This window comes from Pantoea sp. GABEPS69 (assembly GCF_045780835.1).
GTDB lineage: Bacteria > Pseudomonadota > Gammaproteobacteria > Enterobacterales > Enterobacteriaceae > Pantoea > Pantoea septica.
This window is the reverse complement of the sequence record NZ_CP118618.1, coordinates 1,837,182-1,860,698: the sequence shown is the minus strand read 5'-3', so window position 1 is coordinate 1,860,698 and position 23,517 is coordinate 1,837,182. Positions and strand designations below refer to the sequence as shown.

Sequence of the window (23,517 nt, the reverse complement as noted above, 5' to 3'; positions counted from 1 at the left end):
TTGCTCCAGCGAAAGTTATTAACGAGAAATTAACTTGCTCTTTGCAGTTTCTTTAAAAAATAAACCGGCGCTACCGGAAATGCAGCGTTAATACGGCTCAATGATGAGTCTGAAATTGCATGTCAAAAATCTTCACCAGGGATTTTCCGACATGCCAGCATGAAGATAATCACCATGAGAAAACTGTTCTTATGGCCGGCGTTTGCTGCGCTGGCTTTAGGCGGTTGCTCTGTGGGCCATACCGAATATAGCCGTACGGCAATGCAGCACGTGGACATGAGTTTCACCGGCATTCCTACGGTTCTCGGGCTCGGCACGCTGGGCAGCAGCATTCCCATCACGCCTGAATATAGCCTGACGGCGGCGCACGTCGCGAAGTTTGCCGTGCAGCGCGTAAAGGCGTATCACCCCTATTGCGATCTGGCGATCATTTACCACAAGAATGATGCGGCTACGCTGGCGAAATTCCGCAGCGGCGCCATCGGCGATCCGGTCAAAATGTACGGCTACAGTTTTATTTCCGCTATGCCGGTTGAATCATCGGGCAGTAATTTAGCGCGCACCGCCATTCGCAACAGCTGGAATAAAAAACCCTGTATGGCGATGGCGTCAAATGCAGGCGTTGTGAAAGGGATGTCGGGCGGCGCGGTCTATAATGCGGATAATACGCTGGGCGGCGTCATTGTTGGTTTTAGCGATGAAATAAAAAGTAGCAGCAGCGGCAAAACCGTTTTAAAAGATGTGTCGCTCTATATTCCCTATTCCGACTTTCAAAACTGGCTGAAACAGAATATTGGTCAGACGGCGCAGAGCGGCGCCTGACCAGGCTGTTACAGGAAAGGTCGGGGATCGCCTGAACCTTCGCGCACGACGGCGGGCGCATCGCTGGTGAGATCGACAACCGTTGTTGGCTGCTGTCCCAGCGTGCCGCCATCGATAATTAAATCGACCAGCTTGCCGATGCTGTGCTGGATCTCTTCCGGGTCCGATTCGGTGAAATCGTTGCCCGGCAGGATCAGCGAGGTCGACATCATCGGCTCGTTGAGCGCTTCCAGCAGCGCCAGCGCAATCGGGTTGGACGGCACGCGCAGCCCGATGGTTTTACGCTTATCGTTCATCAGACGACGCGGCACAATTTTGGTCGCCTTCAGAATGAAGGTATAGCTGCCCGGCGTGTTGTTTTTCAGCAGGCGAAACGCGCTGTTATCTACCTGAGAATAGTTGGAGATTTCCGACAGATCGCGACACATCAGCGTGAAGTTGTGATTGCCGTCCAGCTGACGAATGCGGCAGATGCGCTCCAGCGCGTTTTTTTCTTCCAGACGACAGCCCAGCGCATAGCCGGAGTCGGTAGGATAGACGATCACCCCGCCCTTATTGAGGTAGTCGACCGCCTGCGAAACCAGGCGCGGCTGCGGATTGTCCGGATGAATGTGAAACAGTTGACTCATAAAAAACCTCGTATCACCTGTCCGCGTCAGAGACTGCGGGCGCCAGCGCCGGGAAACGTTCCCATACCGGCTCGACGCCAGCCGGCAGCCAGAGTTTGCGGCCCAGCTCAATCCACGGACAGGGTTGGTGAAAATCGGAACCTTGCGATCCAGCCAGCTCGGCATCGCGGGCGTACTGCGCCAGCTGCGCGCGTTCATTGGGCGCCTGCTGACACTGCGCGACTTCCATCGCGTCGCCGCCCACATCGCGGAAATGCGCGATAAGCCGCTTCAGCCACTTCGCCGACAAACCGTAGCGACCTGGGTGCGCCAGCACCGCACAGCCGCCAGAATGATGAATGGCATCAATGGCTTGTTTAATTGTACACCATTGCGGTGGAACGTAGCCGGTTTTACCGCGCGCCAGATAGCTTTTGAACACCTGCGCCACCGTGTCCGCTTTGCCCTGCTCAATTAAAAAGCGGGCGAAGTGGCCGCGCGTAATGACACCGCCATCCGCCAGCCGCGCGGCGCCAGCCAGCGCGTCAGGGATGCGCGCCTTCTCCAGCCGCTCGGCGATCAGCTCTGCGCGCGCCTGACGACAGCGCGCCTGCTCCGCCAGAAAGGCAATCATCGCCGGATGGCTGATATCGATATTCAGCCCGACGATATGAATCTCATGGTTTTCCCACAGCGTCGACGCCTCTATGCCCGCCAGCACCTTCAGCGGCAGCGCCTGCTCGCTGACGGCGCGCTGCGCCGCGGCGACGCCCGCCACGCTGTCGTGATCGGTAATCGCCAGCACGCCGACGCGCATGGCGACGGCGCGCTCGACCAGCGCCTCGGGCGTCAGCAGCCCGTCAGAGGCGCGGGTATGGCTGTGTAAATCATAAAGAGGAAAACGGGCAATCTCGTTCAAATGGCACTCCTGCTGCACGATGAAGCGGCCAGCATGATAACGATTTTATGCTCGGGTGAAAAAGCGTATTGACTTTTATCCGCTGAACCCGTTAACTAGTACACAAGTTCACAACTAAACGGGTTCTCTGTCATGGCGACGATTTTGATGCTTTCTGCAGGCTGGTGGCGCGATGTTTCCCCCGACGGGCGACGTCCAGCATCCCTTGCGTAACGCAGTGCAGAGACCCGAGCCCGCTTAAAGCGGGCTTTTTTTTAGGCGAATTTCAGAGAGAACAACATGCCAAATGCGAAACCTACAGTGAAGTTGATTACCGGCACCGCGCCCTATCGCGAAGATCCGGCCGCAGTGTTTCACCAGTTATGCGGCGCACGTCCGGCAACGCTGCTGCTCGAGTCGGCAGATATCGACAGCAAACAGAACCTGAAGAGCCTGCTGATCGTCGACAGCGCCCTGCGCGTCAGCGCGCTGGGATCCTGCGTAACGGTGCAGGCGCTGTCGGAAAACGGTCGCGCGCTGCTGCCGCTGCTCGACGCGGCGCTGCCTGCGGACGTGAAAATCGAACCGCGTCCGGACGGCCGCGAGCTGCACTTTCCGTCCGCCGACGCGGTGCAGGATGAAGACTCGCGCCTGCAGGCGCTGTCGGTTTTCGACGCGCTGCGCCTGATTCCACGTCTGGTGAACGCGCCGGCGGACGAGCGCGAAGCGGTGCTGCTGGGCGGCCTGTTCGCCTATGATCTGGTGGCGGGCTTCGAGGAGCTGCCCGCGCTGGAAAATCAGCAGCGCTGCCCCGACTACTGCTTCTACCTGGCGGAGACGCTGCTGGTGCTCGACCATCAGACGCGCAGCGCTACGCTGCAGGCAAGCCTGTTCTGCCCCTCCACCAGCGAATTCCAGCGTCTGCAAAGCCGTATTGAGCAGCTGCACGGTCAGATGCTGCAGCCCGCGCCGGCGCTGCCGGTGCAGAAAGTCGAGCAGATGACGCTGAGCGTCAGCCAGAGCGACGAAGCCTATTGCGACACCGTGCGTCAGATGCAGGAAGCGATTCGCATCGGCGAGATCTTCCAGGTCGTGCCGTCGCGCCGCTTTTCGTTGCCCTGCCCGTCGCCGCTCGCCGCCTACGAAACGCTGAAGAACAGCAATCCCAGCCCCTATATGTTCTTTATGCAGGATCGCGACTTCGCGCTGTTCGGCGCCTCGCCGGAGAGCTCGCTGAAGTATGACGCCGCCACGCGCCAGATCGAGATCTACCCGATCGCCGGCACGCGTCCGCGCGGCCGACACGCCGATGGTTCGCTGGATCGCGATCTCGACAGCCGCATTGAGCTTGAGATGCGCACCGATCATAAAGAGCTGGCCGAGCACCTGATGCTGGTGGATCTGGCGCGCAACGATCTGGCGCGCATCTGCGTGCCGGGCAGCCGCTACGTCGCCGATCTGACCAAGGTCGACCGTTACTCGTTCGTGATGCACCTGGTGTCGCGCGTGGTCGGCACGCTGCGCGAAGACCTCGACGTGCTGCACGCCTACCGCGCCTGCATGAATATGGGCACCCTGAGCGGCGCGCCGAAAGTGCGCGCCATGCAGCTGATCGCTGCGGCGGAAGGCACGCGCCGCGGCAGCTACGGCGGCGCGGTCGGCTACTTCACCGCTAACGGCGACCTCGATACCTGCATCGTTATTCGTTCCGCCTGGGTGGAGGACGGCGTCGCCACCGTACAGGCGGGCGCCGGCGTAGTGCTCGACTCCAACCCGCAGGCCGAAGCGGACGAAAGCCGCAACAAAGCGCGCGCCGTGCTGCGCGCCATCGCGACCGCCCATCACTGCAAGGAGATTTTCTGATGGCCGATATCCTGCTGCTCGATAACATCGACTCCTTTACCTATAACCTCGTTGATCAGCTGCGCGCCTTCGGCCACAACGTGGTGATCTACCGCAACAATGTGCCGGCGTCGGTGCTGACCGAACGCCTGCAACGCATGGAGAATCCGGTGCTGATGCTGTCGCCGGGTCCTGGCGCGCCGAAAGACGCTGGCTGCATGCCGGAGCTGCTGCGAACCCTGCGCGGGCGCCTGCCGATTATCGGCATCTGCCTCGGCCACCAGGCGATTGTCGAAGCCTACGGCGGCCATGTCGGCCAGGCGGGCGAGATCCTGCACGGCAAAGCCTCCGCCGTGAATCACGACGAGGAAGCGATGTTCGCCGGACTGAGCAACCCGCTGCCGGTCGCGCGCTATCACTCGCTGGTGGGCAGCAATACGCCGGCGGAGCTGACGGTCAACGCCAGCTACAACGGCATGGTGATGGCGGTGCGCCACGACGCCGATCGCGTCTGCGGCTTCCAGTTCCATCCTGAATCCATCCTGACCACTCAGGGCGCCCGTCTGCTGGAGCAGACGCTGGCCTGGGCGCTGGCGACATCACAGGGAGAATGATCATGCATGCCATCCTGGAAAAACTCTATCAGGCGCAGTCGCTGACTCAGGGCGAAAGCCATCAGCTGTTCAGCGCCATTATTACCGGTCAGCTGGAGCCGACGCAGCTTGCCGCCGCGCTGATCGCCATGAAGGTGCGCGGCGAATCGCCGCAGGAGATCGCGGGCGCCGCCAGCGCGCTGCTGGAAGATGCCCGACCCTTTCCGCGCCCGACCTACGCCTTTGCCGATATCGTTGGCACCGGCGGCGACGGCAGCAACAGCATCAATATTTCAACCGCCAGCGCCTTCGTCGCCGCCACCTGCGGGCTGAAAGTGGCGAAGCACGGCAACCGTAGCGTCTCCAGCAAGTCGGGCTCCTCCGATCTGCTGGCGGCGTTCGGCATCAGCCTGGATATGCCCGCCGAGCAGGCGCGCGCGGCGCTGGACGATCTCAACGTCTGTTTTCTGTTCGCGCCGCAGTATCACACCGGCTTTCGCCATGCGATGCCGGTGCGCCAGCAGCTGAAAACCCGCACCTTGTTCAACGTGCTCGGCCCGTTAATCAACCCGGCGCGGCCGCCGCTGGCGGTGATCGGCGTCTACAGCCCCGAACTGGTGTTGCCGATCGCCCAGACGCTGAAGGTGCTGGGCTACCAGCGCGCCGCGGTGGTGCACGGCGGCGGTATGGACGAGGTGGCGCTGCACAGCGAAACCCACGTCGCCGAGCTGCGCGATGGCGAAATCACCCGCTATCAGCTCACGCCGGAAGACTTCGGTTTCGGCTTCCATCCCAAGGAAGCGCTGGCCGGCGGCACGCCGGAAGAAAACCGTGACATTCTGACCCGTTTACTTCAGGGTAATGGCCAGCAGGCCCATGAGGAAGCGGTCGCCGTCAACGTGGCGATGTTGTTGAAAGTATTCGGTCATGAAGATTTGCGTGAAAACGCGCAGCGTGCGCTTCAGGCCATCCGCAGCGGACAAGCCTATGAACGCGTTGTCGCTCTGGCAGCAAGAGGATAACCATGCAAGGTACGATTTTAGAGAAGATTGTTCAGGACAAAGCGCAGTGGGTCGAGGCGCGCAAGGCGCAACAGCCGCTCGCCTCCTTCCAGAATGATGTGCAGCCCGCCTCCCGCAGCTTTTACCACGCGCTGCAGGGCGCCCGCACCGTGTTTATTCTGGAGTGCAAAAAAGCGTCCCCTTCTAAAGGGCTGATCCGCGACGATTTCGACCCGGCAGCCATCGCGGGCGTTTATCGCCACTACGCCTCCGCCGTCTCGGTGCTGACCGACGAGAAATATTTCCAGGGCAGCTTCGACTTTCTGCCGATCGTCAGCGCGGCGCTTACTCAGCCGGTGCTGTGCAAAGACTTTATTATCGACCCTTATCAGATCTATCTGGCGCGCCACTATCAGGCTGACGCCATCCTGCTGATGCTGTCGGTATTAAACGACGAGGAGTATCGTCAGCTGGCCGCCGTGGCGCACAGCCTGAAGATGGGCGTGCTGACCGAGGTCAGCAACGAAGCTGAGCTGGAGCGCGCCATTGCGCTGGAAGCGAAAGTGGTCGGCATCAACAACCGCGACCTGCGCGATATGTCGATCGATCTCGACCGCACGCGTCAGCTGGCGCCGCGCCTGTCGCACGGCGTAACGGTGATCAGCGAATCGGGCATTCATAACTATGCTCAGGTGCGCGAGCTGAGCCACTTTGCCAACGGCTTCCTGATCGGCTCGGCGCTGATGGAAGAGCCGGACCTGGCGGCCGCGGTACGTCGCGTGCTGCTGGGCGACAACAAAGTATGCGGGCTGACGCGAGCGGAAGACGCGCGCGCCGCCTTTGAGGCCGGCGCGCTTTACGGCGGCCTGATCTTCGCCGACGGTTCGCCGCGTCGACTCGACGCGTCGCAGGCGCAGCAGGTGATAGCCGGCGCGCCGCTGCGCTACGTCGGCGTGTTTCGTAACAGCGCTGTCAGTGACGTTGTCACGATGGCCGATACGCTGCGCCTGAGCGCCGTTCAGCTGCACGGCGATGAAGATCGCGCCTATGTCGCAGAGCTGCGCGCTGCGCTGCCCGCCGCCGTCGCTATCTGGAAAGCGCTCAGCATCAAAAGCGCGCTGCCCGCGCGCGACTGGCCGCATGTCGATCGTTACGTCTTTGACAACGGCAACGGCGGCAGCGGCGAACGCTTCGACTGGTCGCTGCTGCAGGACCAGGATTTAAGCGACGTGCTGCTTGCCGGCGGCCTGGGCGCGGACAACTGCGTAGAAGCGGCGCGCCTCGGCTGCGCGGGCCTCGACTTCAACTCCGGCGTGGAAAGCGCGCCCGGCATCAAAGATGCCAGCAAAATCGCGGCGGTTTTCCGCACGCTGCGCGCCTACTGATTTGTCAGGTCCGCTACGGCGGGCCTAAAAGGAAGATGAAACCATGACTCTACTGAACCCCTATTTTGGCGACTTTGGCGGCATGTATGTGCCGCAGATCCTGATGCCGGCGCTGCAACAGCTGGAAGCGGCCTTTGTCGAGGCGCAGAAAGACCCGGCGTTTCAGGCGGAATTCACCGACCTGCTGAAAAACTATGCGGGACGTCCGACGGCGCTGACGCTGTGCAGCAACCTGACGAAAGGCACGAAAACGCGCCTCTACCTGAAGCGCGAAGATCTGCTGCACGGCGGCGCCCACAAAACCAATCAGGTGCTGGGTCAGGCGCTGCTGGCGAAACGCATGGGCAAAAATGAAATCATCGCCGAAACCGGTGCGGGCCAGCACGGCGTCGCCTCGGCGCTGGCGTGTGCGCTGCTCGGTATGAAGTGCCGCATCTATATGGGCGCGAAAGATGTTGAACGCCAGTCGCCGAACGTCTTCCGCATGCGACTGATGGGCGCCGAGGTGATCCCGGTGCACAGCGGCTCCGCCACGCTGAAAGACGCCTGCAACGAGGCGCTGCGCGACTGGTCCGGCAGCTACGAAACCGCGCACTATATGCTTGGCACCGCGGCGGGCCCGCATCCCTTCCCGACTATCGTGCGCGAGTTCCAGCGCATGATCGGCGAAGAGACGAAAGCGCAGATTCTGGAAAAAGAGGGGCGCCTGCCTGATGCGGTTATCGCCTGCGTCGGCGGCGGCTCGAACGCCATCGGCATGTTCGCCGACTTTATCAATGAAGAGAGCGTTGGCCTGATCGGCGTCGAGCCTGCCGGTCACGGTATTGAGACCGGCGAGCACGGCGCGCCGCTCAAGCATGGCCGCGTCGGCATCTATTTCGGCATGAAGTCGCCGATGATGCAGACCGAAGAAGGGCAGATCGAAGAGTCCTACTCTATTTCCGCCGGTCTCGACTTTCCGTCGGTCGGCCCGCAGCATGCGCACCTCAACAGCATCGGCCGTGCTGACTATGTGTCGATTACCGATAATGAAGCGCTGGCTGCCTTCAAGGAACTCTGCCGCGCCGAAGGCATCATCCCGGCGCTGGAGTCCTCGCACGCCCTTGCCCACGCGCTGAAGATGATCCGCGAGAATCCAGAGAAAGAGCAGCTGCTGGTGGTAAACCTTTCGGGCCGCGGCGATAAAGACATCTTTACCGTTCACGATATTCTGACTGCGCAGGGAGAAATCTGATGGAGCGTTATCAACAGCTGTTTACGCGTTTACAGGCCAGCAAAGAAGGCGCGTTCGTGCCCTTCGTCACGCTGGGCGATCCCTCGCCGGCGCTGTCGTTAAGCGTGATCGACGCGCTGGTCGCGGGCGGCGCCGACGCGCTGGAGCTGGGCATTCCCTTCTCCGATCCGCTGGCGGATGGTCCAACCATTCAGAACGCCACCCTGCGCGCCTTCGCGGCTGGCACGACAATCGCGCAGTGCTTCGAACTGCTCAGCAGCGTGCGCCGGAAATATCCCGATCTGCCCATCGGATTGCTGATGTACGCCAACCTGGTGTTCGCCAACGGCATCGACGCCTTCTATGCGCGCTGTGCCGAGGCGGGCGTGGATTCAGTGCTGGTGGCGGATGTGCCGGTCGAAGAGTCGGCGCCGTTCCGCCAGGCGGCGCTGCGCCACGGTATCGCACCGATCTTTATCTGTCCGCCTAACGCCAGCGACGATCTGCTGCGCGAAGTCGCCTCTCACGGTCGCGGCTACACTTATCTGCTGTCGCGCGCGGGCGTGACCGGCGCGGAAAATCGCGCCAGCAGCCTGCCGCTGCAGCGCCTGATCGAAAAGCTGCGCGAATATAACGCCGCGCCGCCGCTGCAGGGATTCGGCATCTCCGAACCGGCGCAGGTCAAAGAGGCGCTCAGCGCGGGCGCCGCGGGCGCCATCTCCGGCTCGGCGATTGTGAAAATCATTGAGCAGCACCATGCGCAGCCGGAAGAGATGCTGGCGAAACTGACCGCCTTCGTCAGCAGCCTGAAAGCCGCCACCCGCTGATCTTTTCATGCTCTCTCCGCTGAGGGAGCATGATTTTTCACTCTTTTTTACATCCCGACGTTGCCGCTTTCGCTTTTCCCGCCCACACTTGTTTTGCGCGCCGTTATGGTAACGGCGCATCTTGTTTGAGACAGGGAGAGAAGCAATGAAACTGTTTAAAGTCCTTGCAGGCGCGCTGGTCGCCGTGGTTGTTGCGCTGACGCTGAGCGCCTGTGCGCCGACGGCGAAGCAGGAAGGCACCGGCGGTTATATCGACGACACGGTGATCACCACCAAAGTCAAAGCACAGCTGCTGAATGACGATGAACTCAAATCACGCGAGATTAACGTTGAAACCTTTAAGGGCCGCGTGCAGCTAAGCGGTTTCGTCAGCTCGCCGCAGATGGCCAGCCGTGCGGTAGAAGTGACCCGTACCGTGAAAGGCGTGAAGTCTGTTGTGAACAACATGCAGATTAAATAACGCAGAAACGCAAAAGGCCGCGAGCGATTCGCGGCCTTTTTTTTATCAGAAGCGGTAGCCTGCACCGAAGAAGAAGACGAAAGGATCGATGCGCGTATCGATATTCTGCTGCTTGCCGCCCGCCTTAAACTTCACTTCCGTATCAATATCCATATACCAGAGCGAGGCGTTCAGCATCCAGTCGCGGTTAATCTGGTAGTCGAGACCGACCTGTCCCGCCACGCCCCAGGAATCTTTCACGCTAAGGTCGCTAAGCCCTGCATCACGGCCGGTCTGATTAAAGTCCGTGTCGAAAAAGGTGGTGTAGTTGATGCCCACGCCGACGTAGGGGCGCACTTTGCTCTGGCTGTCGAAGAAGTAATATTGCGCCATCAGAGTCGGCGGCAGCTGACGCACCGTCGCCAGCGTGCCGGTCGCGCCCAGGCCCACCTTATGGCGGAACGGCGTCGCCGCGAGAAGCTCGACGCCGATGTTGTCTGTCGCCATATAAGTAAAGGTCAGGCCGAGCTGGGTATTGTTGCTGACGTCGAAGCCCCCCATCCCCAGCACGTTATCGGAACCTTCGGTTGGACGCACCGTCGCGCTGCCGGCGCGCATAAAGAAATCGCCGGCTTCATGAGCCAGTGCCAGTTGAGGTAGAGCCATTGCCAGTAAGAAAGCGCATTTTGCCAGTTTCATGATCACTCCTTTGCACAAGATAAACGGGGGAAATTATGGTGTGACGTTGTGGGCAACGTTCTAACGGGATTTTGCAAAAAATGCATCCGAATCAATCACGAAAAACCATATAAAAAGCAAGGGATTGATTTAGATCAATTTTAGTCCGGCAGACATTCCAGAAATTTCGCTTGAAGAAATTTAGCGGCGTGATTATTTTGCTTTTTCCCCGTGTTGATTTTGGTTCGATGCCTCAGGAGTGGCGGGCGATCAAATGAGCGATAATCTAAACCCTTGCATGACCTGCGGCGCCTGCTGCGCCCATTTCCGCGTCTCGTTTTACTGGGCTGAAGCCGATGACGCCGGCGGCGCGGTCCCGGTCGAGCTCACCGAGCCGTTAAGCCTGCTGATGCGCAATATGCGCGGCACCAACACGCGCGAACCGCGCTGCGTGGCGCTGCAGGGCGAGCCGGGCGACTGCACCTCCTGCGGCATCTATGCGCAGCGCCCCTCGCCCTGTCGCGAATTCGCCATGTCGGGCGAAAACGGCGTTTATAACGAAGCCTGCGACCGCGCCCGCGCTCGCTATGGCCTGCCGCCTCTTTTTCACCCTTCTTTACCTTCCATGACAGAAAGTTATCGCGCTGCGGGTGCCAGCGCCGGGCCAGACCATGTACAATCGCCGGGTTAATCAACCCGGTTCCACCAAGGAGAGTACATGTCTATCACGGCAAGCTCGTTATACCGTGACACAGGAAATTTTTTCCGCCACCAGCTTCTGACCATCGTGCTGATGTCGTTACTGACGGCCTTTATCACGGTCATTCTGGTGCACGCCTTTACCCCAGGCGGCGATCAGCTGGCTCAGCTTCAGCAGGGCGATAGCAGCGCCTCTTCGCTGTTTGAACTGGTGCAAAATATGTCGCCTGAGCAACAGCGCATTTTGCTGCGCGCCTCTGCGGCCGGCACCTTCTCCGCGCTGATCGGCAATACGCTGCTGCTGGGCGGCATGCTCTGCCTGATCCCCATGGTCTCCGCCGGACAGCGCATCAGCGCACTGCGCGCTATCGGCGCTTCCGCCCCGCTGCTGCCGAAGCTGCTGCTGCAGACGTTCCTGATTACCCTGGTGGTGCAGCTGGGCTTTATGGTGCTGATGGTGCCTGGCATTATTCTGGCGATTCTGCTGTCGCTCTCCCCGGTGATCCTGGCGAGTGAAAAAAGCGGCATTTTCGCCGCGATGCGCGCCAGCTCCCGTCTGGCATGGAAAAACGTCAGGCTGATCGCGCCGGCGATTATTCTCTGGCTGCTGGCGAAAATGGCGCTGCTGTTCGCCTCTTCCTCGTTGACGGCGCTGCCGGATAACGTGCTGGCTATCGCTATCACCGCTATCGGCAACCTGATCTCCGCCCTGCTGGTTATCTACCTTTTCCGGCTCTATATGCTGGTTCGTTAAGCGCGCTGCGCCCTGTGGGGCGCGCGGCTTTGTGTTGTTTTCGCTGAACTGGAATGACTATGAAGCAGTTACTCGATTTCCTTCCCTTAGTGGTCTTCTTTATTTTCTATAAGCTTTACGACATTTTCGTCGCGTCGGGCGCGCTGATCGTCGCCACCGGCCTTGCGCTGGTGGTGAGCTGGGTGCTCTACCGCAAGCTGGAAAAAATGACCATTTTCACCTTCGCCCTGGTGGCGATCTTCGGCACCCTGACGCTGGTTTTCCATAACGATGAGTTTATTAAATGGAAAGTCACGGTGATCTACAGCCTGTTCGCGCTGGCGCTGCTCTACAGCCAGTTTTTTATGGCGCAGCCGCTGATCAAAAGCCTGCTGGGCAAAGAGATCCAGCTGCCGGAAAGCAGCTGGCGCCGCCTGAATGTCGCCTGGGCGATCTTTTTCCTCGCATGCGGCCTGGCGAATATTTACGTCGCGTTTTGGTTGCCTGAAGCCTTTTGGGTTAACTTTAAAGTATTCGGTCTGACCGCGCTTACCCTGCTGTTTACCCTGATTAGCGGACTCTACATCTGGCGACAGATGCCGCAACAAGAAGAAAAATAAAAACGGCCTGGTCAGAACGGGGCTTACGGGCGCAGCGCGCCTTCACCTGCATAAGAAGTCGAGCAATGGGCGAAAGACATAAGTTGCCGCAAGGCGAAATGGTGTTACGTACCCTGGCGATGCCGGCGGATACCAACGCCAATGGCGATATCTTCGGCGGCTGGCTGATGTCGCAGATGGATATGGGCGGCGCCATTCTGGCGAAAGAGATTGCGGAAGGACGCGTGGTAACGGTGCGCGTCGACGGCATGTCGTTTCTCAAGCCGGTCGCGGTGGGCGATGTGGTGAGCTGCCACGCGCGCTGCATCCGCACTGGCAACAGCTCTATGACCATCAATGTCGAAGTGTGGATCAAGAAGGTCTCATCGGAACCTATCGGCCAGACCTACTGCGCCACCGAAGCGGTGTTTATCTATGTCGCCGTGGATAATGAGGGCAAATCGCGCCCGCTGCCGCCGGGACGCGCAAACCTCGAAGCGGCGGAGTAGCGAAAAAGCGGTCAGACGACCGCTTTTTTTATTCGATGCTGGAGCCGCCGTTGATTTTAAAGACGATCGTCATCTTCAGGTTTTTGCCGGGACGGCCTGGCTGATAGCGCCACTGTTTCATCGCCTGTTTCACCTCGCGTTCGAACATGTTGCGCGGCTGCGCGGAGAGAATAGCGATATTTTCCACGCGCCCGTCGTCGCCGACGTCAAACTGTACCTGCACGCGCCCCTCAATACGCAGCGCCTGCGCGCGTGCAGGATACCCCGGTTTCGACACGCTGAGCGCCTTCGGCCCCTGCGAGGTCGACTGCGATGGCGAAGGCGACGGCGTCGATTTCGGGGCAGTGGTCGGTTTCGTCTGGGTGGCCGGCGCGTCCTGCCTGAACGGATTCTCCTGCGGCTTCGCCTCCTGGCGCGGTTTCACCTCACGCTTGTGCTCTACCTTAGGTTTCGGTTTGGGCTTTGGCTTGGGTTTAGGCTGCGGCACCGGAATTGGCACCGGCTCGGCCTTAGGCGGTTCCGGCACAGGCTGCGGCTCTGGAACCGGCTCAGGCTGCGGTTCGGGCTGCGGCTGCTGGACTACAGGCGCAGGTTCAGGCTGCACTTCCGGCGCGACCAGGCTGACGCTAATCGGCTGCGAGACCTTAGGAACGTTGATTACCTGATGAAACGAGGCATAGAGAATGCCGGCGATAACTGAACCGTGCAGGACAACAGAGAGCAGCACGGAAACAGGCGTACGTTTTAAAATGGGCATCGTCAACGTGGTCATAACAGTCGCAGTAAGAGAATGAAGCCACGATTTTAAATGCAAATAGCAATCAGTTTCAATAACTGCTGAAAAATGGTCAGATATTGCCGTTTTTTAACCTGACCTGCTGCCCCTTATGCATTACGCCATCTTTCGTTTGCACTCTTATTTACGATCCCTTACCGTGTTGCGAAAATATGATGAGCCAATGGGGGCTTTCAAGTGCTGTACATCATCTACGCCGAAGATAACGCTGATTCTCTGGAAAAACGCACCTCGGTGCGCCCTGCCCATCTGGCGCGCCTGCAGCTGCTGCAGGATGAAGGCCGTCTGATCGTCGCCGGACCGATGCCGGCTGTTGACAGCAACGATCCTGGCGTCGCCGGTTTTACCGGTTCAGCGATTATCGCGGAGTTCAGCTCGCAGGAAGCTGCGCAAGCCTGGGCAGAGGCCGATCCCTACATTGCGGCCGGCGTTTACAAAAACGTCGCGGTAAAACCCTTTAAACGCGTCTTCTGATCCTCCGACCGATGTTGTCACGATGGCTTCCGCGTCCGCGCCGAAGCCATTTTTATTTCTTTCGCATGGAGTGAACGCGATGCAATGGCTGGTGATTGCGCTGCTGGCGCTGGCCCTCGGGTTGATCGTCAAGGCGCTGCTGATCTGGCGGCGTGACGGCTGGAAACAGAAAAAACAGCTTATCGTAATGCTGATTGTAATCGCCGCGGCGGCACAGCTGGTAAATGTGGTGCTGGTCAGTCGACTGTATTGAGGCAAACGTTAAACTTTCGTAAAGAATATGCCTGCCCGACATTAAGAATTTTCTCAATAACCGTTATACTGCGCCTCTTTTAGCACTCTGGCGCGGATTTGTTATGGAAAATAAACAGATTAATTCTGTTCAGGCACTGCGTGGCATCGCTGCGCTTGCTGTTTTGGCCTTTCACTATCGCTACACCATTAATATGCAATTTCCCGGCGCGGGCGATCGCCTGTTTGGCTGGGGCGCTATCGGGGTCGATCTTTTCTTTGCCCTAAGCGGTTTCGTTATCACGCTTTCCGTTGCGCGAATGTCTACTGGCCCAAAGGCGGCCTGGCACTTTATTCAGCGTCGCCTGCTGCGTTTATTGCCCGCTTATTATTTTCTGCTGTTGCTCAGCTTCGCGCTGGGCGGCGGCATGAGTCTTTTACACTATCAGGACAAACTCGATAATCTGATTAGCGCCCTGACATTTACCACGGTAAGCGCCGATAATGGCCCTTTTTACGTTGATGATTCCGGGCTGTACGGCATTCGCTGGACATTGAATTATGAGATCTGGTTCTATCTGCTGATGGCGTGCAGCCTGTTGCTGCGACACCGCTGGATAATGCTCGCCGCTTTGCTAATAGCATCGCTGATTCTGTTCCCGTTATTCCAGGGACAAGCGATATCGCTTGAGACGCAGGGTTACGCCTTTCGCCACGGTATGCTTAACCTGATCACGAACCCAATTATCTGGGAATTTGCCGCCGGGGTGGCGGTGGGACTCGCCTGGCCAGTACTGCTGCGCTTGCCGACGCTGGTTCGTCGGCTACTGTTAACTGGCATTCTGCTCTGGACGATCTGGCATATTGTAGAGCGGTCCCATGTCGCGCACGGACTCACTTACTCCGGCGGAATAGTCAGCCTGTTGCTGATGGCGGTAGCGATCAATGACGATCTGCTGGCTAAACTGACGCCGCGCGTGTTGATTTGGCTTGGCGATATCTCCTATTCGCTCTACCTGATCCATAACGTCATTATGCGCATGGTAGACAAGAGGATCCCTGTGCATGGCGTTATGCAGTTTCTTGTGGCGCTGGCCATCTCATTGTTTGTCGCCTGGCTGTCGCAGCGCTATATCGAACCGCTGGGATATCGACTTTTTGCTGCTCGATCCGCACGGGTGAAAGCCGCCTAAAAGAAAGCCGCCCTTGCGGCGGCTTTTCTCAGGTATTCTGCGTGATAAACAGTATCGAACGGCGCTGCTGCTGCGCCAGCTGATGGCGAATCGCATGGATTCGGCTGTAGCGACGCGACTGGCCTTCCAGCCAGCGGGCGCGACGGCGATGCGCCTGCCGCAACATTCTCCAGCGCGCTACTTCATTTCTGCTTTTTCTCATCACCTTCTCTCCTGCTTCGACATCACGCGGCCGCATTATAAAGATCTCCACGCTAATGCCAACTCGGATCTCTTATCGATCCCGGCGGCGATTGGGGGTTTCGTTGTGGTCTGTCAGCACGTAAACTTCTCTGACCAAGCGCGAACGGGATGTCCACTTAATGACCACCTTTTATACTCTAATCAGTTGGTTGCTGCTGTTTGGCTACTGGTTGCTGATTGCCGGCGTCACGCTACGTATTTTGATGAAGCGCCGTACGGTTACTTCCGCCATGGCCTGGCTGTTGATTATCTATATCCTTCCACTGGTGGGTATTATCGCTTACCTCTCTTTCGGCGAGCTTCATCTGGGCAAGCGCCGCGCGGAGCGCGCGCGCACCATGTGGCCCGCCACCGCAAAATGGCTGAGCGATCTGAGACAGCGCAGCCATATTTTCGCTACCGAACACAGCGACGTGGCGCGCTCGCTGTTCCAGCTCTGCGAGAATCGCCAGGGCATCGCCGGCGTTAAAGGCAATCAGCTGCAGCTGCTTACCAGTTCAGACGACGTGATGCAGGCGCTTATCCGTGATATCCAGCTGGCGCGCCACAATATTGAGATGGTGTTCTATATCTGGCATCCCGGTGGGCTGGCGGACGAGGTGGCCGAATCTCTGATGGCGGCGTCGCGGCGCGGCGTGCACTGCCGTCTGATGCTCGACTCGGCGGGCAGCGTGACTTTTTTCCGCAGTCCCTGGGCTGGCATGATGCGCAATGCCGGCATTGACGTGGTGGAGGCGCTGCAGGTCAGTCTGCTGCGCGTGTTTTTGCGCCGTATGGACCTGCGCCAGCACCGCAAAGTGGTGTTGATCGATAACTATATCGCCTATACCGGCAGCATGAATCTGGTGGACCCGCGCTACTTCAAGCAGGACGCGGGCGTCGGACAGTGGGTAGACCTGATGGCGCGTATGGAAGGCCCGGTCGCCACCACCATGGGCATCGTCTACAGCTGCGACTGGGAGATTGAAACCGGCAAGCGTATTCTGCCGCCGCCGCCCGACGGCAATATTATGCCATTCGAACGCGAAAGCGGCCATACGGTGCAGGTAATCGCCTCTGGGCCAGGCTTCCCGGAGGATATGATCCATCAGGCGCTGCTGACCGCCGTCTATTCGGCGCGCGAGCAGCTGATTATGACCACGCCCTACTTTGTGCCGAGCGACGATCTGCTGCACGCCATCTGCACGGCGGCGCTGCGCGGCGTCGAGGTGAGCATTATCGTGCCGCGCCATAACGATTCGCTGCTGGTGGGCTGGGCGAGCCGCGCCTTTTTCAGCGAGCTGCTGGAAGCGGGCGTCAGGATCTATCAGTTTGAGGACGGTTTGCTGCACACCAAGAGCGTACTGGTGGACGGCCAGCTCAGCCTGGTCGGCACGGTGAATCTCGACATGCGCAGCCTGTGGCTCAACTTTGAAATTACGCTAGTAGTAGACGACGCCGGCTTCGGCAGCGATCTGGCTTGCGTGCAGGACGACTATATCGCACGCTCCCGTTTGCTGGACGGGAAACGATGGTCAAAACGTGCCTGGTGGCAGCGCATCGTTGAACGACTGTTTTACTTCTTTAGTCCTTTACTGTAAAACGAGCGGAAATTGCAACGCGCCTCAGGGCAGACAGGATCGATCATGGATTTAAATAATCGCCTTACCGAAGACGAAACGCTGGAACAGGCCTACGACATTTTTCTTGAACTGGCAGGCGACAACCTCGATCCGGCGGATATTATTCTTTTCAACCTCCAGTTCGAAGAGCGCGGCGGCGCAGAGCTGTTCGACCCCTCGGAAGACTGGAAGGAGCACGTCGATTTCGATCTTAACCCGGACTTCTTCTCTGAAGTGGTGATTGGGCTGGGCGAAGCGGACGGCGAGCCGATTACCGACGTGTTCGCGCGCGTGCTGCTGTGCCGCGAGAAAGACCACAAGCTGTGTCATATTCTCTGGCGCGAATAAGCGATCTGAGCCGCTTGCGGGCTGGAACGAACTCTGAACGCCGGGCGACTGCCCGGCGTTTTTTATTACAGCGGATCCACCTTCAGGCAGGAGACCGCATGGCGGAAACTCCCCTCCAGCAGCGGCCGCGTTTTCGCGCACTCCGGGCCGGCGATCGGGCAGCGGGTGCGGAACACGCAGCCTGACGGCGGATTGATCGGCGACGGCAGCTCCCCTTCCAGCAGCTGGATCTGCTTGTTCTTCTCCAGATCGGGATCGGGGATCGGCACCGCCGACATCAGCGCGCGCGTGTAGGGATGCTGCGGATTGTTGTAGACCGCGTCGTAGGTGCCCAGCTCGACGGCATGGCCGAGATACATTACCAGCACGCGGTCGGAGATGTGCTTCACCACCGCCAGATCGTGCGCGATAAAGATCAGCGACAGCCCCATCTCGCGCTGCAGCTGCTGCAGCAGATTCACCACCTGCGCCTGAATCGAGACGTCAAGCGCCGAGACCGGTTCGTCGCAGATAATCAGCTTCGGCTCGAGGATCAGCGCGCGCGCGATGCCGATACGCTGACACTGGCCGCCCGAGAACTCATGGGGATAGCGGTTGATCAGGTTCGGCAGCAGGCCCACTTTCATCATCATGTTTTTGACGCGCTCTTTCACTTCCTGACGCGGCATCTTCGGATGATAGGTGCGCAGCGGCTCGGCGATGATATCGCCGATGGTCATGCGCGGGTTGAGCGAGGCCAGCGGATCCTGAAAAATCATCTGGATATCGCTGCGCGCCTTGCGCCACTCCTCTTCGCTCTGTCCGAGCAGATCGCGACCCAGCCAGGCGACGCGCCCATCGGTAGCCTTCACCAGGCCGATGATCGCGCGCGCCAGCGTCGATTTGCCGCAGCCGGACTCGCCGACCACGCCTAAGGTTTCACCTTCGTAAAGGCGCAGGCTGACGCCGTCCACCGCCTTGAGCGATTTCGGCGGCTGCCAGAACCACTGGCGGCCATCTTTGATGTCGAAATGCACCTTGAGATCGGCGATTTCCAGCAGCACTTTTTTCTCAGCGACGGTACTCATACTAACTCCTCCACCGGCTTAAAGCAGGCGCGCAGACGCCCTTCGCCAAACGGCAGCAGCGGCGGCGCCTGGGTGCAGATCGGCATTGCATGCGGACAGCGCGGCTGAAACGGACAGCCCTGCGGCAGACGCAGCAGGTTGGGCGGGTTGCCGGGAATGGTGGTCAGGCTTTCGCCCTCGGCGTCCAGACGCGGCACCGCGCTCAGCAGCCCGATCGAATAGGGATGCGCCGGCTGGTAGAAGACGTCGCGCGCGCGGCCATATTCCATGGTGCGGCCGGCGTACATCACCAGCACCTTATCGCAGATGCCCGCCACCACGCCCAAATCGTGAGTGATCATGATAATCGCGGTATTGAACTCGCGCTTCAGCTCGTTAAGCAGCGTCATGATCTGCGCCTGGACGGTAACGTCGAGCGCCGTGGTCGGCTCGTCGGCGATCAGCAGCTTAGGCCGGCAGAGCAGCGCCATGGCGATCATTACGCGCTGGCGCATGCCGCCGGAAAACTCGTGCGGGAACATCTTCATGCGCTTGCGCGCTTCCGGCATTTTCACCGCGTCGAGCATGCGTACCGACTCTTCAAACGCCTGCGCGCCGCTCAGCCCTTTGTGCAGCTTCAGCACCTCCATCAGCTGGTCGCCGACGCGCATATAGGGATTAAGCGAGGTCATCGGATCCTGGAAAATCATCGCAATCTGCTCGGCGCGCAGCTTGTTCAGCGCCTTCTCCGGCAGGTTGAGGATCTCCTTGCCGTTGAACAGCGCCGTGCCGCCGATACGGCCATTTTTCGCCAGCAGCCCCATCAGGGCGAATGCCGTCTGCGACTTGCCGGAACCTGACTCGCCGACGATGCCCAGGGTTTCGCCGGCGCGCAGCGAGAAATTAAGGTCGTTGACCGCCGTCACGTCGCCATCATGCGTCTGGAAGGTGACGCGCAGATCTTTGACTTCCAGTAACAGGTCGCTTCCCGCGCGGGCGGCCATCGCCGGCTGAAATTCATGAATAGTCATCGGGAAACTCCTTAGCGATCTTTCGGGTCGAGAGCGTCACGCAAGCCATCGCCGATAAAGTTGAAACAGAACAGCGTCACCACCAGAAAACCGGCCGGGAACAGCAGCAGCCACGGCGACACTTCCATCGAGTTGGCGCCGTCGCTGAGCAGCGCCCCCCAGCTGCTCAGCGGCTCTTGCGTGCCGAGGCCGAGGAAGCTCAGGAAGGATTCGAACAGGATCATGCTCGGCACCAGCAGCGAGGCGTAAACCACCACCACGCCCAGCACGTTCGGCACAATATGACGCAGTACGATGCTGGCGGTAGAGACGCCGCCGACGTGCGCCGCTTCGATAAACTCTTTACGCTTCAGCCCCAGCGTCTGCCCGCGCACGATACGTGCCATGTCGAGCCAGGAGACCATGCCGATCGCGGCGAAGATCAGCAGGATATTGCGGCCGAAAAAAGTCACCAGCAGGATCACGAAGAACATAAACGGGAAGGAGTTCAGGATCTCCAGGATACGCATCATCACCGAGTCGGTTTTGCCGCCGAGATAGCCGGCGATCGAGCCGTAAAGTGTGCCGACAATCACCGCGATCAGCGCCGACGCGATGCCCACCATTAGCGAGATGCGCCCGCCGATGGCGACGCGCACCAGCAGATCGCGCCCGGAGGAGTCGGTACCGAACCAGTGGCCGGACGTGGTGTCCGGCGCGGCGGACATCATGCCCCAGTCGGTGTCGTCATAGCTAAACTGCGCGAACATCGGGGCGAAAATAACAAATAGCGTAATCAGCACCAGCACCAGCAGGCTGATCAGCGCCGCACGGTTATGGATAAACCGGCGACGCGCATCCTGCCACAGGCTGCGCCCTTCTACTTCCAGCTTTTCGCTGAAGGCGTCGAGAGCTTCGCTGTTTTTCTTACTCAACATCATCGCGAGCTCCAGATTTAGTAACGGATTTTCGGATCGATCACGGCGTACAGCACGTCGACAATCGCGTTGAAAATAATGGTCAGAACCCCGACCAGGATGGTCAGACTCATCACCAGCGAGTAGTCACGGTTCAGCGCGCCGTTAACGAACAGCTGGCCGATGCCGGGCAGGCCGTAAATCGACTCGATCACCATTGAACCGGTGATGATGCCGACAAACGCCGGGCCGAGATAGGAGAGCACCGGCAGCAGCGCGGGCTTGAGCGCATGGCGCAGCACGATGCGGCGCAGCGGCAGTCCCTTGGCGCGCGCGGTGCGGATGAAGTTGGAGTGCATCACCTCAATCATCGAGCCGCGGGTAATACGCGCGATGCTGGCGATATAGGCCAGCGACAGCGCCACCATCGGCAGCACCATATAGCGCAGCTGCCCGCCGTTCCAGCCGCCGCCCGGCAGCCATTTCAGGGTGATGGCGAAGAGCAGCACCAGCAGCGGCGCCACTACGAAGCTGGGTATCACCACGCCGGTCATGGCGACCCCCATCACCGCATAATCCCACAGGCTGTTCTGCTTGAGCGCCGCAATGACGCCCGCCGTCACGCCGAGGATCACCGCCAGCACGAAGGCCGCCAGTCCCAGTTTGGCGGACACCGGGAACGCATGGCCGACCAGATAGTTAACCGTGTAATCTTTATATTTAAACGAAGGGCCGAAGTCGCCGTGCGCCAGCTGGATCAGGTAATCCAGATACTGTTTGCCGATGGGATCGTTCAGGTGGTACTTCGCTTCGATGTTCGCCATCACTTCCGGCGCCAGCGTGCGCTCGCCGGTAAAAGGACTGCCGGGCGCAAGGCGCATCATAAAGAATGAGATCGTGATCAGCACGAAAAGCGTGGGGATCGCTTCGAGCAGTCGACGCAGGATAAATTTTAACATTGCCGTACCTACCAGGCTTATTGCTTCACAAAGCGTACAAAGTACATAAAGGCGGCGCACAGCGCGCCGCCCTTGCCGATAGCCTGTTTGCTATTAGTGTTTGATAATATAGAAGTTTTTGTCGAGCGTTTTATCCAGTGGATCTTTACCGGTGTAGCCGCCGACGTAAGGTTTCACCAGACGTGCGTTCACGTAGTAGTAAACCGGCACGATGGTGCTGTCCTTATCCATAATCTGCTCTGCTTTGGCATAATCCGCCGCGCGCGCCTTGTCGTCTGCCGCCTTGATCGCATCGTGGATGACTTTATCGAATTCCGCGCTCTTATAGTGCGAGGTATTGTTGCTGCTGTCGGAGAGCATGGTGTTCAGGAACGACGTCGGTTCGTTATAATCCGCGCACCAGGCGGCGCGCGCCACGTCAAAGTTGCCCTGATGACGCGTGTCCAGGAAAGTTTTCCACTCTTGGTTCTCCAGCTTGATGTTGACGCCGATATTTTTCTTCCAGATCGACGAGGCGGCGATCGCCAGCTTCTTATGCAGATCTGACGTGTTGTAAAGCAGGTTGAAGGTCAGAGGTTTGTCAGCGGTGTAGCCCGCTTCAGCCAGCAGCTTTTTCGCCTCTTCGTTACGCTTGTCTTGTGACCATTTGAACCAGTCCGGCGGCAGAATATCCATGCCGTCGGTAGCCGGCGGAGTATAGCTGTAGGCCGGTAGCTGACCCTGCGCCAGCACTTTGTTTACGATAATGTCGCGATCCAGACCCAGCTTAAGCGCGGCGCGCACGCGCGGATCGGTAAACGGCGCTTTCTGGTTGTTGATCTCATAGTAGTAGGTGCAGAGATAGGGATCGACATGCAGCTCTTTCGGATTTTCGCGCTGCAGCTTTTTAAACAGCTCGATCGGCATGTTGTTATAGGTCATGTCGCTGCCGTTTTCCGAGAAGTAGCGGTTAACGTCGCTAACTTCGGAGTTGATCGGCAGGAAAGTAACTTTGTTCAGCACGGTATGCTCGTTGTCCCAGTACTGAGGGTTACGCACCAGGGTGATGCGTTCATTGATCACATGCGCTTCCAGCTTAAACGCGCCGTTGCCGACCCAGTTTTGCGCCTGTGTCCACTGATCGCCAAATTTTTCAATTGCCGGCTTGTAAACCGGGGACATCACGGCGTTGATCAGCAGTTTATAAAAATAGGGAACCGGTTCGCTCAGCGTGACCTGCAGCGTATGGTCGTCCAGCGCTTTTACGCCCAGATCGGAGGTCGGTTTTTTGCCGGCGATAATGTCGTCAACGTTCTCGATGTGGCCATACTGCAGATAGCTGGCGTAGGGCGACGCGGTTTTCGGATCGGCCAGACGCTGCCAGCTGTAGACGAAGTCCTGCGCGGTCACCGGCTCGCCGTTTGACCATTTGGCATTTTTGCGTAAGTGGAAAGTCCACACTTTGAAATCTTTGTTTTCGTAGCTTTCCGCGACGCCCGGCACCGGGTGGCCATTGCTGTCGCTGACCAGCAGACCTTCATAGAGGTCGCGCGCCACGTTGTCTTCCGGCACGCCTTCAATTTTGTGCGGGTCCAGCGACTGCACTTCATCGCCGTTGCCACGCACCAGCTCCTGTTTCGCCGCCAGTTCAGTCCCTGCCGGAACGTTTGCCGCCACTGCATTCCCTGCCAGTGCGCCCATTGCTGCCAGAACGCCTGCAGCAATCAGACTTTTTTTCGTGATGTGGTTCATTATTACACTCCAGTTTTTTATCTTCACCGACACGGCAAGCCGTCCCGGCGTCCCCCGTTAGCGGGTTCCTCATTTTGGCTGAGGATAGTTGTTTGCCCCGAAAGGCTTCAGCACCGCGCGGG

At 59.0% G+C, this 23,517-nt stretch carries 25 protein-coding genes and 1 pseudogene; 16 read left to right on the top strand and 10 right to left on the bottom strand.

Features of this window, described 5'->3' with window-relative positions; genetic code table 11:
• The first annotated feature begins 174 nt into the window (after positions 1–174).
• Positions 175–822: a serine protease gene (locus PVE98_RS09190; protein ID WP_187143637.1), complete on the top strand. Its 648-nt coding sequence runs from the start codon at positions 175–177 to the stop codon at positions 820–822.
• An 8-nt stretch (positions 823–830) separates the two neighbouring features.
• Here the strand turns inward: PVE98_RS09190 and PVE98_RS09185 are convergent, their stop codons facing one another.
• Together PVE98_RS09185 and rnm are read right to left on the bottom strand one after the other, a co-directional pair.
• Entirely contained in the window at positions 831–1,451 is a 621-nt protein-coding gene (locus PVE98_RS09185) for an L-threonylcarbamoyladenylate synthase (protein WP_033746785.1), read from the bottom strand.
• A gap of 13 nt (positions 1,452–1,464) precedes the next feature.
• Positions 1,465–2,349, bottom strand: a complete 885-nt coding sequence (rnm, locus tag PVE98_RS09180; RefSeq protein WP_096073256.1) for an RNase RNM — start codon at positions 2,347–2,349, stop codon at positions 1,465–1,467.
• Between the two features lie 279 nt (positions 2,350–2,628).
• On the opposite strand from rnm, the gene PVE98_RS09175 reads away from it, so the two are divergent.
• From PVE98_RS09175 to PVE98_RS09150, 6 genes and pseudogenes are all read left to right on the top strand, one after another.
• Positions 2,629–4,191 carry an anthranilate synthase component 1 gene (locus PVE98_RS09175; protein ID WP_033746780.1) on the top strand — a complete coding sequence of 521 codons (1,563 nt, stop codon included), beginning with the start codon at positions 2,629–2,631 and terminating at the stop codon, positions 4,189–4,191.
• Positions 4,191–5,785: pseudogene (gene trpD / locus PVE98_RS09170) on the top strand (bifunctional anthranilate synthase glutamate amidotransferase component TrpG/anthranilate phosphoribosyltransferase TrpD). The gene PVE98_RS09175 and the pseudogene trpD overlap by 1 nt, the downstream one beginning before the upstream one ends.
• 2 nt (positions 5,786–5,787) lie before the next feature.
• On the top strand, positions 5,788–7,149 hold the full coding sequence (gene trpCF / locus PVE98_RS09165; protein ID WP_313619152.1) for a bifunctional indole-3-glycerol-phosphate synthase TrpC/phosphoribosylanthranilate isomerase TrpF: 1,362 nt from the start codon (positions 5,788–5,790) through the stop codon (positions 7,147–7,149).
• 43 nt (positions 7,150–7,192) lie between these two features.
• A complete protein-coding gene (gene trpB, locus PVE98_RS09160; RefSeq protein WP_033746769.1) occupies positions 7,193–8,383 on the top strand; it encodes a tryptophan synthase subunit beta in 1,191 nt (396 codons plus the stop codon).
• Positions 8,383–9,189: a tryptophan synthase subunit alpha gene (gene trpA, locus PVE98_RS09155; RefSeq protein WP_096073259.1), complete on the top strand. Its 807-nt coding sequence runs from the start codon at positions 8,383–8,385 to the stop codon at positions 9,187–9,189. The genes trpB and trpA overlap by 1 nt, the downstream gene beginning before the upstream one ends.
• 145 nt (positions 9,190–9,334) lie before the next feature.
• The gene (locus PVE98_RS09150; RefSeq protein WP_033746762.1) at positions 9,335–9,649 is read left to right on the top strand and encodes a BON domain-containing protein; all 315 of its coding nucleotides are present in this window, start codon (positions 9,335–9,337) and stop codon (positions 9,647–9,649) included.
• 45 nt (positions 9,650–9,694) lie between these two features.
• Here PVE98_RS09150 and ompW read toward each other — a convergent pair whose 3' ends face one another.
• Positions 9,695–10,327 (bottom strand): outer membrane protein OmpW, encoded by a 633-nt coding sequence (gene ompW / locus PVE98_RS09145; protein ID WP_033746760.1) that lies wholly within the window; start codon positions 10,325–10,327, stop codon positions 9,695–9,697.
• A 253-nt stretch (positions 10,328–10,580) separates the two neighbouring features.
• On the opposite strand from ompW, the gene PVE98_RS09140 reads away from it, so the two are divergent.
• The 4 genes from PVE98_RS09140 to yciA all read left to right on the top strand — a co-directional run bounded on the left by PVE98_RS09140 (position 10,581) and on the right by yciA (position 12,846).
• Positions 10,581–10,997 carry a YkgJ family cysteine cluster protein gene (locus tag PVE98_RS09140; protein ID WP_096073260.1) on the top strand — a complete coding sequence of 139 codons (417 nt, stop codon included), beginning with the start codon at positions 10,581–10,583 and terminating at the stop codon, positions 10,995–10,997.
• A 27-nt stretch (positions 10,998–11,024) separates the two neighbouring features.
• The gene (locus tag PVE98_RS09135) at positions 11,025–11,759 is read left to right on the top strand and encodes a YciC family protein (RefSeq protein ID WP_033790358.1); all 735 of its coding nucleotides are present in this window, start codon (positions 11,025–11,027) and stop codon (positions 11,757–11,759) included.
• A 59-nt stretch (positions 11,760–11,818) separates the two neighbouring features.
• The gene (locus PVE98_RS09130) at positions 11,819–12,358 is read left to right on the top strand and encodes a septation protein A (RefSeq protein WP_033746753.1); all 540 of its coding nucleotides are present in this window, start codon (positions 11,819–11,821) and stop codon (positions 12,356–12,358) included.
• 65 nt (positions 12,359–12,423) lie between these two features.
• Complete coding sequence (gene yciA, locus PVE98_RS09125; RefSeq protein ID WP_033746751.1) at positions 12,424–12,846, top strand: acyl-CoA thioester hydrolase YciA; 423 nt, start codon at positions 12,424–12,426, stop codon at positions 12,844–12,846.
• A gap of 28 nt (positions 12,847–12,874) precedes the next feature.
• Here yciA and tonB read toward each other — a convergent pair whose 3' ends face one another.
• Positions 12,875–13,618, bottom strand: coding sequence for a TonB system transport protein TonB (tonB, locus tag PVE98_RS09120; RefSeq protein ID WP_033746750.1), 744 nt, complete (start codon positions 13,616–13,618; stop codon positions 12,875–12,877).
• Between the two features lie 201 nt (positions 13,619–13,819).
• On the opposite strand from tonB, the gene PVE98_RS09115 reads away from it, so the two are divergent.
• From PVE98_RS09115 to PVE98_RS09105, 3 genes are all read left to right on the top strand, one after another.
• On the top strand, positions 13,820–14,116 hold the full coding sequence (locus PVE98_RS09115; protein ID WP_033746748.1) for a YciI family protein: 297 nt from the start codon (positions 13,820–13,822) through the stop codon (positions 14,114–14,116).
• A 79-nt stretch (positions 14,117–14,195) separates the two neighbouring features.
• Entirely contained in the window at positions 14,196–14,369 is a 174-nt protein-coding gene (locus tag PVE98_RS09110; protein ID WP_187143638.1) for a hypothetical protein, read from the top strand.
• Positions 14,370–14,472: 103 nt separating this feature from the next.
• The gene (locus PVE98_RS09105; RefSeq protein WP_051905530.1) at positions 14,473–15,540 is read left to right on the top strand and encodes an acyltransferase; all 1,068 of its coding nucleotides are present in this window, start codon (positions 14,473–14,475) and stop codon (positions 15,538–15,540) included.
• A 28-nt stretch (positions 15,541–15,568) separates the two neighbouring features.
• On the opposite strand, the gene PVE98_RS09100 is transcribed toward PVE98_RS09105, so the two are convergent.
• Positions 15,569–15,742 carry a YciY family protein gene (locus PVE98_RS09100; protein ID WP_096073261.1) on the bottom strand — a complete coding sequence of 58 codons (174 nt, stop codon included), beginning with the start codon at positions 15,740–15,742 and terminating at the stop codon, positions 15,569–15,571.
• Between the two features lie 160 nt (positions 15,743–15,902).
• On the opposite strand from PVE98_RS09100, the gene cls reads away from it, so the two are divergent.
• Both cls and PVE98_RS09090 read left to right on the top strand, forming a co-directional pair.
• Positions 15,903–17,363, top strand: a complete 1,461-nt coding sequence (gene cls, locus PVE98_RS09095) for a cardiolipin synthase (protein WP_033746746.1) — start codon at positions 15,903–15,905, stop codon at positions 17,361–17,363.
• Positions 17,364–17,408: 45 nt separating this feature from the next.
• The gene (locus tag PVE98_RS09090; protein WP_033746744.1) at positions 17,409–17,732 is read left to right on the top strand and encodes an HI1450 family dsDNA-mimic protein; all 324 of its coding nucleotides are present in this window, start codon (positions 17,409–17,411) and stop codon (positions 17,730–17,732) included.
• A 65-nt stretch (positions 17,733–17,797) separates the two neighbouring features.
• Here the strand turns inward: PVE98_RS09090 and oppF are convergent, their stop codons facing one another.
• The 5 genes from oppF to oppA form a co-directional block, all read right to left on the bottom strand.
• Complete coding sequence (oppF, locus tag PVE98_RS09085) at positions 17,798–18,799, bottom strand: murein tripeptide/oligopeptide ABC transporter ATP binding protein OppF (RefSeq protein ID WP_096073262.1); 1,002 nt, start codon at positions 18,797–18,799, stop codon at positions 17,798–17,800.
• Entirely contained in the window at positions 18,796–19,809 is a 1,014-nt protein-coding gene (locus tag PVE98_RS09080; RefSeq protein ID WP_048781920.1) for an ABC transporter ATP-binding protein, read from the bottom strand. The genes oppF and PVE98_RS09080 overlap by 4 nt, the downstream gene beginning before the upstream one ends.
• A gap of 11 nt (positions 19,810–19,820) precedes the next feature.
• The gene (gene oppC / locus PVE98_RS09075) at positions 19,821–20,729 is read right to left on the bottom strand and encodes an oligopeptide ABC transporter permease OppC (protein ID WP_033746738.1); all 909 of its coding nucleotides are present in this window, start codon (positions 20,727–20,729) and stop codon (positions 19,821–19,823) included.
• Between the two features lie 14 nt (positions 20,730–20,743).
• Positions 20,744–21,664 carry an oligopeptide ABC transporter permease OppB gene (oppB, locus tag PVE98_RS09070; protein WP_033746736.1) on the bottom strand — a complete coding sequence of 307 codons (921 nt, stop codon included), beginning with the start codon at positions 21,662–21,664 and terminating at the stop codon, positions 20,744–20,746.
• Positions 21,665–21,757: 93 nt separating this feature from the next.
• Positions 21,758–23,395, bottom strand: a complete 1,638-nt coding sequence (gene oppA, locus PVE98_RS09065) for an oligopeptide ABC transporter substrate-binding protein OppA (protein ID WP_033746734.1) — start codon at positions 23,393–23,395, stop codon at positions 21,758–21,760.
• Positions 23,396–23,517 lie beyond the last annotated feature (122 nt).

Excerpts from the sequence above, each read along its gene's own strand:
- PVE98_RS09190 (WP_187143637.1), top strand. The coding sequence starts at position 175 with ATGAGAAAACTGTTCTTATGGCCGGCGTTTGCTGCGCTGGCTTTAGGC.
- PVE98_RS09185 (WP_033746785.1), bottom strand. The coding sequence starts at position 1,451 with ATGAGTCAACTGTTTCACATTCATCCGGACAATCCGCAGCCGCGCCTG.
- PVE98_RS09175 (WP_033746780.1), top strand. The coding sequence starts at position 2,629 with ATGCCAAATGCGAAACCTACAGTGAAGTTGATTACCGGCACCGCGCCC.
- trpCF (WP_313619152.1), top strand. The coding sequence starts at position 5,788 with ATGCAAGGTACGATTTTAGAGAAGATTGTTCAGGACAAAGCGCAGTGG.
- trpB (WP_033746769.1), top strand. The coding sequence starts at position 7,193 with ATGACTCTACTGAACCCCTATTTTGGCGACTTTGGCGGCATGTATGTG.
- trpA (WP_096073259.1), top strand. The coding sequence starts at position 8,383 with ATGGAGCGTTATCAACAGCTGTTTACGCGTTTACAGGCCAGCAAAGAA.
- PVE98_RS09150 (WP_033746762.1), top strand. The coding sequence starts at position 9,335 with ATGAAACTGTTTAAAGTCCTTGCAGGCGCGCTGGTCGCCGTGGTTGTT.
- ompW (WP_033746760.1), bottom strand. The coding sequence starts at position 10,327 with ATGAAACTGGCAAAATGCGCTTTCTTACTGGCAATGGCTCTACCTCAA.
- PVE98_RS09140 (WP_096073260.1), top strand. The coding sequence starts at position 10,581 with ATGAGCGATAATCTAAACCCTTGCATGACCTGCGGCGCCTGCTGCGCC.
- PVE98_RS09135 (WP_033790358.1), top strand. The coding sequence starts at position 11,025 with ATGTCTATCACGGCAAGCTCGTTATACCGTGACACAGGAAATTTTTTC.
- PVE98_RS09130 (WP_033746753.1), top strand. The coding sequence starts at position 11,819 with ATGAAGCAGTTACTCGATTTCCTTCCCTTAGTGGTCTTCTTTATTTTC.
- yciA (WP_033746751.1), top strand. The coding sequence starts at position 12,424 with ATGGGCGAAAGACATAAGTTGCCGCAAGGCGAAATGGTGTTACGTACC.
- tonB (WP_033746750.1), bottom strand. The coding sequence starts at position 13,618 with ATGACCACGTTGACGATGCCCATTTTAAAACGTACGCCTGTTTCCGTG.
- PVE98_RS09110 (WP_187143638.1), top strand. The coding sequence starts at position 14,196 with ATGCAATGGCTGGTGATTGCGCTGCTGGCGCTGGCCCTCGGGTTGATC.
- PVE98_RS09105 (WP_051905530.1), top strand. The coding sequence starts at position 14,473 with ATGGAAAATAAACAGATTAATTCTGTTCAGGCACTGCGTGGCATCGCT.
- PVE98_RS09100 (WP_096073261.1), bottom strand. The coding sequence starts at position 15,742 with ATGAGAAAAAGCAGAAATGAAGTAGCGCGCTGGAGAATGTTGCGGCAG.
- cls (WP_033746746.1), top strand. The coding sequence starts at position 15,903 with ATGACCACCTTTTATACTCTAATCAGTTGGTTGCTGCTGTTTGGCTAC.
- PVE98_RS09090 (WP_033746744.1), top strand. The coding sequence starts at position 17,409 with ATGGATTTAAATAATCGCCTTACCGAAGACGAAACGCTGGAACAGGCC.
- oppF (WP_096073262.1), bottom strand. The coding sequence starts at position 18,799 with ATGAGTACCGTCGCTGAGAAAAAAGTGCTGCTGGAAATCGCCGATCTC.
- PVE98_RS09080 (WP_048781920.1), bottom strand. The coding sequence starts at position 19,809 with ATGACTATTCATGAATTTCAGCCGGCGATGGCCGCCCGCGCGGGAAGC.
- oppC (WP_033746738.1), bottom strand. The coding sequence starts at position 20,729 with ATGATGTTGAGTAAGAAAAACAGCGAAGCTCTCGACGCCTTCAGCGAA.
- oppB (WP_033746736.1), bottom strand. The coding sequence starts at position 21,664 with ATGTTAAAATTTATCCTGCGTCGACTGCTCGAAGCGATCCCCACGCTT.
- oppA (WP_033746734.1), bottom strand. The coding sequence starts at position 23,395 with ATGAACCACATCACGAAAAAAAGTCTGATTGCTGCAGGCGTTCTGGCA.